This window comes from Desulfitobacterium nosdiversum (assembly GCF_049860565.1).
Classification (GTDB): Bacteria; Bacillota; Desulfitobacteriia; order Desulfitobacteriales; family Desulfitobacteriaceae; genus Desulfitobacterium_A; species Desulfitobacterium_A nosdiversum.
The window spans coordinates 1,792,049-1,806,021 of sequence record NZ_CP172056.1 but is presented as its reverse complement, the minus strand read 5'-3'; the positions used below and the strand labels follow the sequence as shown (position 1 = coordinate 1,806,021).

General features: G+C 44.1%; 18 protein-coding genes. All 18 read right to left on the bottom strand.

All coding sequences use genetic code 11. The features are described from left to right. Positions 1–84: 84 nt before the first annotated feature. A complete protein-coding gene (locus ACHOLT_RS08575) occupies positions 85–867 on the bottom strand; it encodes a ribonuclease HII (protein WP_425807265.1) in 783 nt (260 codons plus the stop codon). 106 nt (positions 868–973) lie between these two features. Next, a complete protein-coding gene (gene ylqF, locus ACHOLT_RS08570) occupies positions 974–1,804 on the bottom strand; it encodes a ribosome biogenesis GTPase YlqF (RefSeq protein WP_425807263.1) in 831 nt (276 codons plus the stop codon). Positions 1,805–1,846: 42 nt separating this feature from the next. Beyond that, positions 1,847–2,359 carry a signal peptidase I gene (gene lepB, locus ACHOLT_RS08565; RefSeq protein WP_425807261.1) on the bottom strand — a complete coding sequence of 171 codons (513 nt, stop codon included), beginning with the start codon at positions 2,357–2,359 and terminating at the stop codon, positions 1,847–1,849. 201 nt (positions 2,360–2,560) lie between these two features. After that, entirely contained in the window at positions 2,561–2,902 is a 342-nt protein-coding gene (gene rplS, locus ACHOLT_RS08560) for a 50S ribosomal protein L19 (RefSeq protein ID WP_425807260.1), read from the bottom strand. 137 nt (positions 2,903–3,039) lie between these two features. Continuing rightward, on the bottom strand, positions 3,040–3,597 hold the full coding sequence (locus ACHOLT_RS08555; protein WP_425807259.1) for an RNA methyltransferase: 558 nt from the start codon (positions 3,595–3,597) through the stop codon (positions 3,040–3,042). A 1-nt stretch (position 3,598) separates the two neighbouring features. Beyond that, a complete protein-coding gene (gene trmD, locus ACHOLT_RS08550) occupies positions 3,599–4,393 on the bottom strand; it encodes a tRNA (guanosine(37)-N1)-methyltransferase TrmD (protein ID WP_425807258.1) in 795 nt (264 codons plus the stop codon). Next, positions 4,390–4,899: a ribosome maturation factor RimM gene (gene rimM / locus ACHOLT_RS08545; RefSeq protein WP_425807256.1), complete on the bottom strand. Its 510-nt coding sequence runs from the start codon at positions 4,897–4,899 to the stop codon at positions 4,390–4,392. Before rimM ends, trmD begins: the two co-directional genes overlap by 4 nt. Positions 4,900–5,014: 115 nt before the next feature. Continuing rightward, a complete protein-coding gene (locus tag ACHOLT_RS08540; RefSeq protein WP_425807254.1) occupies positions 5,015–5,245 on the bottom strand; it encodes a KH domain-containing protein in 231 nt (76 codons plus the stop codon). Positions 5,246–5,269: 24 nt separating this feature from the next. Then, positions 5,270–5,536 (bottom strand): 30S ribosomal protein S16, encoded by a 267-nt coding sequence (gene rpsP, locus ACHOLT_RS08535; protein WP_425807253.1) that lies wholly within the window; start codon positions 5,534–5,536, stop codon positions 5,270–5,272. Between the two features lie 122 nt (positions 5,537–5,658). After that, the gene (ffh, locus tag ACHOLT_RS08530; protein ID WP_425807251.1) at positions 5,659–7,026 is read right to left on the bottom strand and encodes a signal recognition particle protein; all 1,368 of its coding nucleotides are present in this window, start codon (positions 7,024–7,026) and stop codon (positions 5,659–5,661) included. Positions 7,027–7,042: 16 nt separating this feature from the next. Then, positions 7,043–7,411 carry a putative DNA-binding protein gene (locus tag ACHOLT_RS08525; RefSeq protein ID WP_425807250.1) on the bottom strand — a complete coding sequence of 123 codons (369 nt, stop codon included), beginning with the start codon at positions 7,409–7,411 and terminating at the stop codon, positions 7,043–7,045. A gap of 85 nt (positions 7,412–7,496) precedes the next feature. Further along, a complete protein-coding gene (locus tag ACHOLT_RS08520; protein WP_425807249.1) occupies positions 7,497–7,919 on the bottom strand; it encodes a GNAT family N-acetyltransferase in 423 nt (140 codons plus the stop codon). Between the two features lie 106 nt (positions 7,920–8,025). Further along, positions 8,026–8,832 carry a methyl-accepting chemotaxis protein gene (locus tag ACHOLT_RS08515; protein WP_425807247.1) on the bottom strand — a complete coding sequence of 269 codons (807 nt, stop codon included), beginning with the start codon at positions 8,830–8,832 and terminating at the stop codon, positions 8,026–8,028. 224 nt (positions 8,833–9,056) lie between these two features. Then, positions 9,057–10,358: an amidohydrolase gene (locus ACHOLT_RS08510; protein WP_425807246.1), complete on the bottom strand. Its 1,302-nt coding sequence runs from the start codon at positions 10,356–10,358 to the stop codon at positions 9,057–9,059. A gap of 124 nt (positions 10,359–10,482) precedes the next feature. Then, positions 10,483–11,115 (bottom strand): class II aldolase/adducin family protein, encoded by a 633-nt coding sequence (locus ACHOLT_RS08505; protein WP_425807244.1) that lies wholly within the window; start codon positions 11,113–11,115, stop codon positions 10,483–10,485. Continuing rightward, positions 11,115–12,152 carry an S-methyl-5-thioribose-1-phosphate isomerase gene (mtnA, locus tag ACHOLT_RS08500; protein WP_425807243.1) on the bottom strand — a complete coding sequence of 346 codons (1,038 nt, stop codon included), beginning with the start codon at positions 12,150–12,152 and terminating at the stop codon, positions 11,115–11,117. The genes ACHOLT_RS08505 and mtnA overlap by 1 nt, the downstream gene beginning before the upstream one ends. Positions 12,153–12,167: 15 nt before the next feature. After that, positions 12,168–12,944, bottom strand: a complete 777-nt coding sequence (gene mtnP, locus ACHOLT_RS08495; RefSeq protein ID WP_425807957.1) for an S-methyl-5'-thioadenosine phosphorylase — start codon at positions 12,942–12,944, stop codon at positions 12,168–12,170. A gap of 11 nt (positions 12,945–12,955) precedes the next feature. Further along, positions 12,956–13,909 carry a signal recognition particle-docking protein FtsY gene (gene ftsY / locus ACHOLT_RS08490; RefSeq protein WP_425807241.1) on the bottom strand — a complete coding sequence of 318 codons (954 nt, stop codon included), beginning with the start codon at positions 13,907–13,909 and terminating at the stop codon, positions 12,956–12,958. Between the last annotated feature and the right edge of the window lie 64 nt (positions 13,910–13,973).

Here is a 13,973-nt window from a genome sequence, read left to right as displayed (position 1 = left end):
ATAAGCCATGCTTATTTTGACATATTAGCGAATACGAGTCAATGAGATGAATTATTTCCTAATTTTCAGAGTTTTCGCCCATTATCAACTAATGGAAGCATTTTGTTCAACCGGAGAAAAACTCTGGCGATGAAGCGGACAAGGTCCATAGGCTTGAAGCGCTTTCATATGTTCCTTTGTTCCATACCCTTTGTTGCGATTAAATCCATATTGAGGATAAATATCATGGAGTTCAGTCATCCAGCGATCCCGGGTTACCTTAGCCAAAATTGAAGCAGCTGCTATGCTCGCACTTAGTGAATCTCCTCTAATAATTCCCTTTTGCGGAATTTTTATTTGCGGTAGTTCTATAGCATCAATCAATAAAAAATGAGGACGAATTTTCAAATCTTCCAGAGCACGTTTCATAGCGAGTTTCGTGGCCTGTAAAATATTGAGTGCATCAATTTCAGCCGGTTCCGCACTTCCAACAGCATAACTTATGGCTTGATTTTTAATCTGCTCAAATAGCTTTTCCCGTTTGCTCTCTGACAACTGTTTAGAATCATTGAGACCGGGAAGATCAAACCGAGCCGGAAGAATACACGCCGCTGCCATTACCGGGCCTGCCAAAGGACCTCTGCCGACTTCATCTAATCCGGCAACATAAAGGAAGCCGTTTTGCCAAAGATTTTTTTCTTCAGTCAGCATGCCTTGGATCCTCTGAAACTCGGCCTTTTGTTCCTGAGAGTGCTTAGTATATCGCACAACTAAGCGCTGAACTCCTCGACGGGAATCCTGGGAACAGATTTTAAGAAATTCTTCAGAGGGTTCGGAATTAAAAACATCTTCCACCTCTCGAATACTCATTTGAGACAATGGTTTCAATTAGTTTCTCTTCTTTCATCATTAATCATTCGCTAAAAATCGGTATTTTTCCTCTATAGTATACTGTACTCTCTATAAATCATTCATATTAAATAATTAAATGTACTTATAATAAAAGATGATCCAGCGTCACCTTTCCCAAAGCACCAGATCGAAATTCCCGCAAAAAGATCTGAGCTGCCTTTAAAAGATCAACATGGCCTCCTTTAACTAAGCAGCCTCTGCTCCGGCCAATCTCTTCAAGGGTCACTGTAGAAACCTCTTTTGTATACCGGCTTAATGTGGTTGGATAATACTTTTTAAGCCATCCGAGCAGCCAATCTGACAGTTCTTCGAGATTTAAAACTTCATCACGAATCGCTCCTGCAGCAGCAAGTTTTTTCCCAACCTCGGGATCGTCAAACTTTGGCCAAAGCAATCCTGGTGTATCTAAGAGTTCAACTTTTTCATGAATGCGAATCCATTGATTTCCGCGAGTTACACCCGGTTTATTCCCTGTCTTTGCCTTCGCGCTTCCTATTAATTGATTGATTAGGGACGACTTTCCGATATTAGGAATTCCTACAACCATGGCGCGAATACTTCTGGAGCGAACTCCCTTTGCGGCCAGGCGGTCATTTTTACCTGCAACTATTCGTTCCAACTCAGGAACAATTTTTCCCACCCCAAAGCCTGAAACAGCACTTACCGCTAAAACAGGGTTTGTTTTACGCAATTCCTTCAGCCACCGCTCGGTCCATTGAGGGTCTGCTAAATCCGCTTTGTTTAATAAAACCATTTTAGGCTTGGACCCAAGCAGCTCTTGCAAAAGCGGATTACGGCTGCTTTCCGGCAAACGGGCATCTCCTAATTCGATGACAACATCTACCCATTTCAATTGATCCGCAAGTAAGCGTTTCGCCTTTGCCATATGACCTGGGAACCACTGAATACTCATGAAAATGCCTCAACTCTCTTTTATTTTCTATCCTTATATCGGTCATTGAAGAAATTTTATACGCTGCAAAGGGTAATAAATCATCCAAGCCTTCCCAATCAGATAATTCTTAGGAAGCAGACCCCATTCGCGTGAATCCCCGCTTTGAGGCCGATTATCCCCTAAAACAAAAATATTATCTTTAGGAATCGCTTCGGGTCCAAAAGGAGGATAATCGCCTTGCTTCAAATAAGGTTCTTTAATCAATTGACCGTTTACAAACACTTGATTATCACGCAGTTCAACCGTTTCTCCTTCGAGGGCAATGACGCGTTTAACAAACGTCCGATTGGGATCTCGAGGATAGGCAAATACGACAACATCTCCACGTGACGGTGCCCAATAACGGTACAGGAACTGATTCACTAAAATTCGGTCGCCGGGTACGATTCCCGGTTCCATTGACGCGGATGGTATTAGGTAAGGTTTAAGGATAAATAAACGCAAAAGAACCCCCACTAAAACAACGCCGATCAAAGTCCAGGCAACCCAACCCAATTTTATTTTTTGCTTCATTTAATCTGATCCTCCCCGTTCCAAAACTCTTCTTTAGTATGGACAAGGGATTTGCAGAGCATACAGCGTAAATTAATATAAACAAATATAAAAAAAATAATAGATAAGTTCTAATAAAAAATAAGCTCGATATACTCATGGTGCCGAGTTTTATTCAAAAATGGGCATTAAAAAGGACTGGAATAATCCAGTCCTTTTTAACTAACGACGGTCGCGAATCCGTGCAGCCTTACCAGAAAGCTTACGGAGATAATACAATTTTGCGCGACGCACAATACCGTGACGAGTAACCTCAATCTTGTCAATTCGAGGCGAGTGAAGCGGGAAAGTCCTTTCCACACCAACACCATAAGTTACCCGACGTACCGTGAAGGTTTCGCGAAGTCCGCCACCTTTCATTTTGATGACTAGGCCTTCAAAAACCTGAATACGTTCCCGTGTACCTTCAACAACCTTTACGTGAACACGTACGGTATCTCCGGGACGGAAGGTAGGAAGATCAGTTTTCATTTGCTCTTCTTCGATCATACGAATGTAATCCATTTTAAATTCCCCCCTTCCTTGCTTAGATGTTCATCACTGAGCCGATTCAATCGACGTCTAAACAGCGAGCGGACCATCCATTATACGTCAACAAATATTTTAACATATGACTTTTATACCTGCAACCTTAACTTTGATTAATGTCCCCTGAGCCGATCCAAAATAATTGCAGCGGCGGAACGCACCGAAAGATGATTCCATTCTCCCGGACCATACACCGGGTCCAAGATCAAGTCGCAACTTTCTACGGCCTCTCGAAGCAACCCCCAACCTGTTCCAAACAAGAGTAATATCGGGTCTTCATTTTCTTCAATTCGCTGTCTCAGTGCCGAATAAGTTATTGTATTTGGATATTTACGAGCATCTGTCGCCACTCTTAAGGCTCTGCGGCCCTGTTCCCGAGCAATTTCAGCTTCTACTTCCGCCAAATCCGCGGCTAGGCGGACATGGGTAAAAGCCTCCTGCCGATTTTGATTGTACTCGGCTCCAAAGCCTTCCTGCCAATATCCCATAATTCGTTGTGCTAAAGCTCTTTGAGCCTCAGCCGGATGAACTATATAATAACGTTTCGCCCCAAATGTCGTTGAACTCCGGGCAATATCATGAATATCAAGATTCGTGATCGAAGTCGCGACCGTCTCCATATTCTTGTTATAAACAGGAGCATGAATCAAGGCAATATAGAGGTCGCCCATGTTATTTCCTCCTCCGTTTCGGCTTAGGCTTAAGCTGTTCCCAACGTACACTCCATTTCCTAATCTCAGAATGTTCTTGAGCGAGTTCTTCCAGCAGTTGATAATCTTCCGGAACAAACTTAAATTTCTCCATGAGATCAGGCCGTTTTAAGAACGTCCGTCTTAAGGACTCTTTTCTCCGCCAAGACTCAATTCGAGCATGATGTCCGGATAAAAGGACTTCAGGCACTTTCATCCCTTCGAATTCCGGAGGTCTTGTGTACTGCGGATACTCCAGCAATCCTGCACTATGCGAATCCTCTTCAAAGGAAGCCGTTTCTCCGAGCACTCCGGGCACAAGGCGGGCCACTGCATCAATTATAACCATCGCCGCCAACTCTCCCCCTGTTAAAACAAAATCGCCCAAAGAAACTTCTTCGTCAGCAAGAGGTCGAATTCGTTCATCAAACCCTTCATAATGACCGCATAGGAAGACAAGCTCATCCGCTTGGCTCCAGCTCTTTGCCAGTTCCTGATTAAAAACTTGACCTTGCGGCGAAAGCAGGATAATCCGCCGCTTGCCATGAGCTGAGGGGAGATCCCTTACGGCAGCGAAAAGAGGCTCGGGTTTAAGAACCATACCTGCTCCTCCGCCATAAGGAACATCATCCACATTTTTATGTTTAGTCAACGCATAATTGCGGAAATTGATCAATTCAACCTGAATCAGGTCCTGATCTTGCGCCCGTTTGAGAATACTTTCGCGGACAGGCGCAAACATTTCCGGGAATAACGTAAGGACCGTGAATTTGATCATTCTGAATCATCCTCCAAAAGACCGGGAGGCAATTCAACATCCATTCTCCGCCCAGGAACATCGACTTTTTTAACGACACTTTTCAGCGCAGGAATACAAATCTCTCCCCGTTCCCCTTTGACTAAATAAACATCATTGGCTCCAGTCTCTAAAACCTGGGTAAGAATACCTAAACATTCCTCGCCGTCAAATACCTGCATTCCTTCTAATTCAAAGTAATACCAGCCTTCCTTTAATGGAGGAACATCAGCTCGGTCAATCTTTACACTAAAGCCTCTCAGCTTTTCCGCTTCCTCACGCGTCGCTATGCCTTCCAAGGTCAAATATACTCCGTCCGGCTGAACGCGAGCTTTCAAAATATTAAAGGCTTGTATCATTTCGTTATGTTCAAGTATAACCTTTTTCAGTTTCTTAAAGCGTTGCGGATTTTCTGTTATCGGATATACTTTAAATTCGCCTTGGACACCGTGAGGCTTGATGACTTCCCCGATTAAAACCTCATTCATTCAGAAAGACTCTCCTTTCCTCAAAAGGAAAATGCAGAACGATCAATAGATCCCCTATATGGATAACCCCTAGTATTTCAATAACGTTAAAAAGGGCTCTAAGCCCTTCTTAACGTTATTGATCAATATCCACATGGACACGTCGTCCATCTTTTACTGCAGCTGCTTTTACGATCGTACGAATGGCATTAGCGATTTTTCCCTGTTTCCCAATGACTTTGCCCATATCCTCCGGCGCTACTGTCAATTGTAAATGAACCGTTTTCTCGGAATCAACTTGGGCAACAGTAACTTGATCAGGGCGATCCACTAATGCTTTCGCGAGGACTTCTACGAGTTCCTTCACAGGAACCACCCCCAACCATCCACTTTACTTTTTGGATTCGTGGAATTTAGCCATTATACCGACTTTACGAAGCAAAGATTTAGCAGTATCTGAAGGTTGTGCACCCGTTGCCAGCCATTGAAGAACTTTTTCTTCATCAATTTTCAGAACCTCGGGTTGCTTGGTTGGATCATAATATCCGATTTCTTCGATAAAACGGCCATCACGCGGAGAATCACAATCAGCCACAACTAAACGGTAAAAAGGATTCTTTTTAGCCCCCATACGGCGCAGACGAATTTTTGTTGCCATGATATTCACCTCCTCAATAGAGTACTTAAAGCAAGTTATATCTAATCTTATAAACTCCCGAAGTTAAGCTTCCTCGTTCCTGAGAAAGAGATCTGGGAGAAAATCAGCATTACGTCAAAACATTAACTGAAAGGAAATTTAAATCCGGGCTTTTTGCCCTTCTTGCCTTTTTTTCCTTTACCGCCGCCAAGCATGCCCATGCCTGGATTATTGGTCAGCTGCTTCATCATTTTCTGCATCTGCTCAAACTGCTTGAGTAAACGGCCCACTTCCTGGATACTTGTGCCGCTCCCCTTGGCGATCCGCTTTTTCCGCGATTCTTTGATAATCACCGGTTTGCGGCGTTCCTCAGAAGTCATGGAGTGAATAATCGCCTCAACGTGAGCCATATCTTTTTCATTGATTTGCACGTCTTTAAGTTGTTTCCCCATACCTGGAATCATTTCAAGAATTGAGGACAGCGGCCCCATCTTTTTCAGCTGCTGCATTTGATCAAGAAAGTCATCAAGCGTAAATTCCTGCTTGCGCAGTTTTTGCTCCATTTCCTTTGCCTTTTTTTCATCAAAGGCAGACTGAGCTTTTTCAATGAGGGTAAGAACGTCCCCCATACCAAGAATCCGGGAAGCCATCCGTTCAGGATAGAAGGGCTCAATTGCATCCATTTTTTCCCCGATGCCCGCGAACTTAATCGGGCAGCCTGTCACCGCTTTGACAGAAAGGGCGGCTCCTCCGCGTGTGTCGCCATCGAGCTTGGTCAGAATGACTCCGTCTATACCCAATTCCCTATGGAAACTTTCCGCAACATTAACGGCATCTTGTCCAGTCATAGCATCAACAACGAGTAAAATTTCTTGAGGCTTAACTGCCGATTTTATATCACGAAGTTCACCCATAAGCTCTTCATTGATATGCAGACGGCCCGCCGTATCGATGATGACAACATCCTGCCCCTGACTGTTCGCCTGACGAATACTCTCCTGCGCGATTTTTACGGGTTTTTCCGTGCCAAGGGAGAATACCGGCACTTTAATCTGCTCGCCTAAAACCTGGAGCTGCTTAATGGCTGCGGGACGGTAAATATCGCAGGCCACAAGCAGTGGATGCTTTCCTTGCTTTTTAAGCATGTTGGCAAGTTTTGCACCATGCGTCGTTTTACCTGCCCCTTGCAGACCGGCCAATAAAATAACGGTCGGCGGTTTAGAGGAAATATTTATTTTACTGGAAACGCCGCCCATAAGAGCAACCATTTCCTCATTTACAATTTTAATGACCTGTTGTCCCGGAGATAAGGATTCAAGAACTTCAGACCCAATAGCCCGTTCCTTAACTTTGGCTACAAAGTCTTTCACAACTTTAAAGTTAACGTCTGCTTCGAGCAAAGCCATTCGCACTTCGCGCATCGCTTCGTTAACGTCGTCTTCAGTAAGCTTCCCTTTTCCCCGCAAGCGCTTAAAGGTTTCTTGAAGTTTTTCGCTTAAACCTTGAAACATATTGTCTCCCCACCTTCTAGGAGGATTCTATATCATTAAATACGTCACTGATTTGCTTACGAATCCACTGATGACGCTCCCAAGCCTTTGAATTGGCAAAATCCGCCTCAGAAAAGACCTGCAGCTGCTCTTTAACGTTAATCAGCTTTTCTTGTTCCGATAAAAATCGTTGGACTAAACCAAGCTTCGCTTCATAATCACGTAAGATCTTTTCTGTTCGCTTCAGTAAATCATAAACGGCCTGGCGGCTAATTTTTTCAGCTTCAGCAATTTCCACCAGCGACAAGTCCTGATTGTAATGAAGATCCCAGATCATCCGCTGCTTGTCCGTCAGAAGCGGTCCATAAAAATCTGCAAATAACGCCATCTCGGCAAGACGTTCCATCGTAAAAACCATCCTGTAAAGGAATTTTGCTTTACTCGGTAAGTTTAGTTGATTCATAAGCGTTTGTCAACCATACAGGCAAATTTTACTCGGTAAATCCTTTGCTTTGCATGAGCAAAGAGTTTTTGAACAAACCCATGCCTGTTTTTAATCGTCTGAAATTTAGCTTTTGATAAAATTTTTCTTTGCCAACCGCAGCATAAAGAATAACATTGCAGCTCGGGATACGTTCCAGCAGACCTTCAACGATCATGCTTCCTATCCCTTGACCCTGATACTCCGGTATGACGGCAATATCATAAAGAGCGGCTTGATAAGCGCCGTCAGAAAGTGCGCGGCCGAACCCGACAAGCTTGTCCTCATCGAAGATAAAGATGACGGTATAGCTGTTTTCGAAAGCTTTCTTATGCGTTTCTGCATCAAAATAACCCATATTTACGCGTTTTAAAGTTTCTTTGACAAGCTCCCAATCAATATTTGTGCAATCCTGCAGGATTCTTAGACTCAATTTATTTCCTCCTAATTCTTAATAGATAATTCAATGCTTTATTGTTCACATCATTTAAAAGTCCCCACCTGTGTAGATGGAGACTTCTTAACGTTAACATATATTTTTAATTTTGTCCCATTTTGACCAAACCTTCCGCCATTTGGGCAATCCGGCCAATGGCTTGAGACAGCTCCGAAGCGCCGGCAGCCTGAGTATCAGTAACTGTGCCCAATTGGTTGACCGCTTCAACTAGAGCACCTACAGATTCTTGTATTTTTTTCAGGTCATCCTCAATTTCTGCTGTTAAAGATTTTGTATTTACTGCCAGTTTCCTTACTTCATCTGCGACTACAGCAAAACCGCGACCGTTTTCACCTGCTCTAGCCGCTTCAACTGCAGCATTTAAACCAAGAATGTTAATTTGCATAGAAACTTTTTTAATCTTATCCGTTACTGAATTCGTATGTTTAACTTCAACATTTACTCTTTCTGTTTCAGAATTCATATTTTTTACTGTTATATCCAATTCTTCCGAAGCAGATGAAAGATTTTCAGATGATGCTGAGATTTCTTCGACAGTGGCAAGGATTTCCTGCCCAGCGTTGAGCAAGATGTCATATCGTTCCGTAGACGCTGCAATAGCTATAGCACCGACAATTTTCCCATTCTCAAAGATAGGTTGAGCAATACCTACATAGGGAACACCGAATGCCTCTTTGGACATTCTGCGCAACACCCTCTTACCTGTACGTATCGCCACCTCACCATTGGATCCTTTGGGTATGGGCTGTCCCGCTTTAAGATTTGCATTCATATTCGGCCCGGGATAATAAGCTATAATCTTTTCGGTATCAAAAAGGGTGATCATAACCTCTTCATTAAATAAGCCCTGAAGATCTTCGGCTATTTCTGCATAAGCTTCCAGTTTCAAATAACCCCGCCATCCTTCCTAACCCTATATTATTAATATTCATCATTTGGTCAGTATGAGATTTTGAGATAATTCATTTCCATTCTAATATTCCACATCTAATATTCCACAACATTCCTTCTTTTTCCTTCTAAAATATTAAGAATAATCCAAAAAGGAACCCAAAAGCCAGAGCATAGTAAAATGCTCCGGCTTTTCAGCTTGAGTATTGAGTTAGTTCTAAGTTAATCAGCAAATTCAGCAGCAATTCTCTTAGCCCGAGTCTCAACTTCTTGGCAAATTTTCTTAACATCCAGCGTCAAAAGCTTGCGTTCTTCCATGATCAGCTTACCGTCAACCATCACCGTGCGTACATCTCCGGCATGAGCGACGTAAACCAAGTGAGCCGGTATGGAAAAGCGGGGATAAAAGTGCGGCTGGTCAAAGTTAATACTGATTAAATCTGCCTTATATCCAGGAACGAGCTGACCGACATCTTTCAGTCCTAAGGTTTGCGCCCCACCAACTGTAGCCATTTCTAAGACCTCATAGGCCGGAAGCGTTGTTGAATCTTTTTTTAACTTCTGCTGTAAAGCTGCACTGCGCATTTCGCCGAAGAGATCCAAATTATTGTTACTTGAAGCTCCATCTGTCCCCAATCCGACTACCACACCTTTAGCACGCAGTTCCGGTACAGGGGCAGTACCGCTATTCAGTTTCATATTGCTTTCCGGATTATGGGCGACGCATACCTTATTCTGCGCCAGAATATCCATATCTTCCTCAGTTAAATGAACACAATGAGCAGCAACAACATGTCCGCCGAAAATTCCAAGTTCCTTAAGCCATTGAACAGGTGTCTTACCTACTTGCTGCTTAATGATATTGATCTCGTCCTGAGTTTCAGCTAAATGAATATGTATTCCTACTCCCAGCCGATCCGCTTCTTTTTTAACCCTCTGCATATATTCTCCAGAACAGGTATAGGGAGCATGCGGTCCGAACATAACTTGAATTCTTCCTTCTCCCGCGCCGTGATAACGCTCAACGAGTTCGATAGATTCCTGGAATGCTTTCTCCCCGTTCGGTGCATTGCCGATCATTCCCCGGGACAATACTGCGCGCGTTCCGGCTTCGAGCACCGCATCTCCTACGCGGTCCATATCTGCATACATGTCGAGCATCGTCGTTGTTCCTGACTGAATCATTTCCGCTAAAGCAAGAAGTGTTCCCCAATAAATATCCTCACCACTCAATTTCGCTTCAAACGGCCAAACCTTTTCCTCCAGCCAAGGCATCAAGGGCAGGTCATCCGCATAGCTTCTCAGCATGGTCATCGCCGCATGGGTATGCGTATTGATCAAGCCGGGCATCACAACATCATCGGGAAGATCTATAACTCGCTCCGATCCAAAATCTGCCGGAGCAGAGCCCTTAGGCCCAACCGAGACAATACGATCCTCTTCGATCGCTATCTCTCCTTCAGGGAAAAAATCATCAGGACCGGTCATGGGTAAAATCATCGCACGGATTAAGGTCTTTGACATTCACTACTCACTCCTAACCTTACTAAGAATAACCTCCTGCCACTGGAGGTTATTTCCTTTACCTATATTAGTATTTATGACTCAAAGTCACTTGAAAATCCGACTTAATTTCTAATCCTTATTACTATTGACTATACTGAGTTAAATACTTTGACCTCAGAATATCTAAACTTTCATCACTTAACGGAAAAGGATTTCCTAACATGCGGGACATAATATGGATTTGGGCACTTTTTTCTACGATCTGGCAAACTTTAAGCGCCTCTTCAACACTCCGCCCCACACCGACAAGACCATGGTTTGCAAGAAATACGGCATTATTATTTTCCAAAGCCTGTGCTGAAGCTTCTGCTAATTCTTCTGTTCCAGCCAAATAATAATCGGCGACATTTACCCGTTCTCCAACGATCATCGCAAAATCCTCAACCAATCCAGGGAGGGAAACACGTGCAACAGCGTGGGCCGTCGCGAAAATGGAATGCGTATGAACAATTCCCTTTATATCCTTGCGCCTTTTATAAATCACTCGGTGCAGCTGCTCCTCTGAAGAGGGTTTACGCGCTCCTTCAAGGATATCTCCCTGAAGGTTCATCAACACAAGATCTTCTTCTTGGAGCGAAAGATAATCCATAGCGCTTGGGGTAATCCAAAATCCATCCTTAGAATCATCCCAAGCGGAGATATTTCCCCAAGTTCCCGCAACCAGACCCGTATTAATGATCTCTCGGCCAATCTGAATAATTTTAGTTTTTAACATTAAGAACGCACCATCATTTTTAAGAGATTGACGGAATACGGAGGAGTGATAATCCCCTTTTCCGTAATGATGCCGGTGATATATTTCGCCGGAGTTACATCAAAAGCCGGATTATAGACGGGAACTTCAGCCGGAGCCGTCGGTACTCCGAAGACTTCCCGCATCTCCATCGGATTTCGCTCTTCAATCGGAATTTCCTGCCCTGTGGGCACTTTTAGATCAACGGTTGACGTTGGTGCAGCAACATAGAACGGTATTCCATGGGCATGAGCCAGGACGGCGACGGAATACGTCCCAATCTTATTGGCTGTATCCCCATTTGCCGCAATACGGTCTGCTCCCACAATGACCAGATCAATCTTATCTTGCTGCATCAAAAAACCGGCCATATTGTCTGCGATTAACGTAACCGGAATCTTATCCTTCATTAACTCAAACGTCGTCAACCGCGCACCTTGCAAAAACGGGCGGGTCTCATCGGCATAAACATGAATTTTCTTACCCTCGCGATGAGCTGAACGAATCACTCCAAGTGCGGTTCCAAATTCAACTGTCGCGAGTGCTCCGGCGTTGCAATGCGTAAGAATGTTAGCTTCTTCAGGTACAATCGCATTTCCTTGTTCACCAATCAAATGGTTGACTTTTCGGTCATCCTCCGCAATATTCTCCGCTTCAGTAATTAAAGCCTTTTGAATTTCATTTAAATCTTCTACTTCATATAACTCACGCAAGCGATCTTCCATCCGGCATAAAGCCCAAAATAAATTAACGGCTGTCGGACGGGTTTTAGCCAAGCGTTCCTTAACTTCAGTCATATAGTCCTGAAGCCCAGCACGGATTCCCTCATATTTCATTGCGCCTAAAGCATAGCCATAAGCAGCAGCTGCTCCGATCGCAGGTGCTCCTCGAACTTGCATCTTTTCAATTGCGTCGGCGACCTCTTCGTACGAAGAAGCATCTCTATAGACTATTGTTACCGGAAGTTTTGTCTGATCCAATATACGCAGGGAATCACCCAGCCATTCTAATGCCTTCACATCCCTACCGCCTTTCTAAAACTTACCCGCTTCATCATTCGCTAACCTGCATCGGCAATCTTGATCAGGTCGAATGGTAAGGAAGGTCTCTTCAACCAAGCGGGCGACTGTTTTACCCATCATTTTCATACTTTCAAGCACCTCAGCATGTGTCAACGGATGGTCTGCAATTCCTGCCGCCTCATTCGTAACCATGGCAATCGTTGCGTAACACATTCCTAATTCCTTGGCGAGTACAACTTCAGGAACACTTGTCATTCCAACCAGTTCTCCCCCCAGCATCTGGTACATTTTGATTTCTGCCGGAGTTTCAAACCGCGGACCTTCTGTACAAACATATGTTGCTCCATCTCTAATTGCTACTCCAATGTTTTCAGCCGCTTGATAAATATCTTTCTGGACTGAATGACAATACGGTTCTGTCATATCAACATGAAGCACCCCGGAATCGCCCCCTTCATAAAAGGTTTGAGGGCGGCTTTTTGTAAAATCAAGAAATTGATCAACCAATACCAGGTCACCCAGTTTATAGCGCGTTGATAAAGAACCCACTGCCGCTGTCGCTAAGATCTTCGTAACCCCAAGCTTCTTCAACGCCCAAATATTTGCCCGATAATTGACCAAATGAGGCGGCGTCGCATGTGTTTTGCCATGCCGGCTCATAAATACTATGGATTCCCGGCTTTCACCTAATATTCCAAGATCGACCTGTACTTTTCCATACGGTGTCTCCACAACTTCTGGATAATAGTTTTTGAGAGTCAGATTTTCTAACCCGGTTCCACCAATCAATGCCAAACGGTTCAACCTTGTTCCCCCTCTTCAGGCGGCTTTTCTTCCTCCGTTTGGCTAAAAAGCGCGCTCGCAAAATCCTGAGGAACAAAAGGACGCAAATCCTCCATTCCTTCTCCGACTCCCACCCACTTTACCGGGATCTTCACTTCACCTTGAATTCCAAGCACAACTCCGCCTTTGGCCGTTCCATCCAATTTCGTTAATACAATTCCCGTTACACCCGCAACTTCTTGGAAAAGTTTAGCTTGCTGCAGTGCATTTTGTCCGGTTGTCGCATCCAATACAAGTAAAACTTCATGCGGAGCACCCGGAATTTCACGTTCGATAACCCGCTTTACCTTACGGAGTTCTTCCATTAAATTTACTTTGTTATGGAGTCGGCCTGCTGTATCCATGATCACAAGGTCAATTCCACGTGTTTTTGCATATTGAATCGCGTCATAAGCTACTGCAGCAGGGTCTGCACCTTCACGCTGTTTAATGACTTCAACGCCTGCGCGCTGCCCCCACACTTCAAGTTGATCGATAGCTGCCGCGCGGAAGGTATCACCTGCAGCAAGAATAACTTTTTTCCCTTCGTCTTCAAAATAATGAGCAAGCTTGCCAATCGTTGTCGTTTTCCCTACGCCATTGACTCCGACAACCAGAAGAATAGTCGGACCCTTTTCTGCAAATTGAAGGGAAACTTCATCTCCCAAAAGATCCGCAATCTCCTCTTTTAAAACTTCCCTGAGTTCCTGTGCTTCAGAAAGCTTCCTCTTCTTTACTTCCTGGCGTAAGCGCTGTACCAGCTGAAGCGAGGTTGTCACCCCTACATCCGAACGAATTAAAATCTCTTCCAATTCCTCATAGAGTTCTTCATCAATTTTCCTGCGGCCCGTTAACAGTTCTTCTACCTTACCAACGAACTGATCTCGAGTTTTCGTCAATCCTTCTTTCAATTTTGCAAAGAAACCAGCCAAATGGATTGCCTCCTTATGTAGGTACACCTTTATCGATATTGTATCATAATTCGGACAAGCGCTC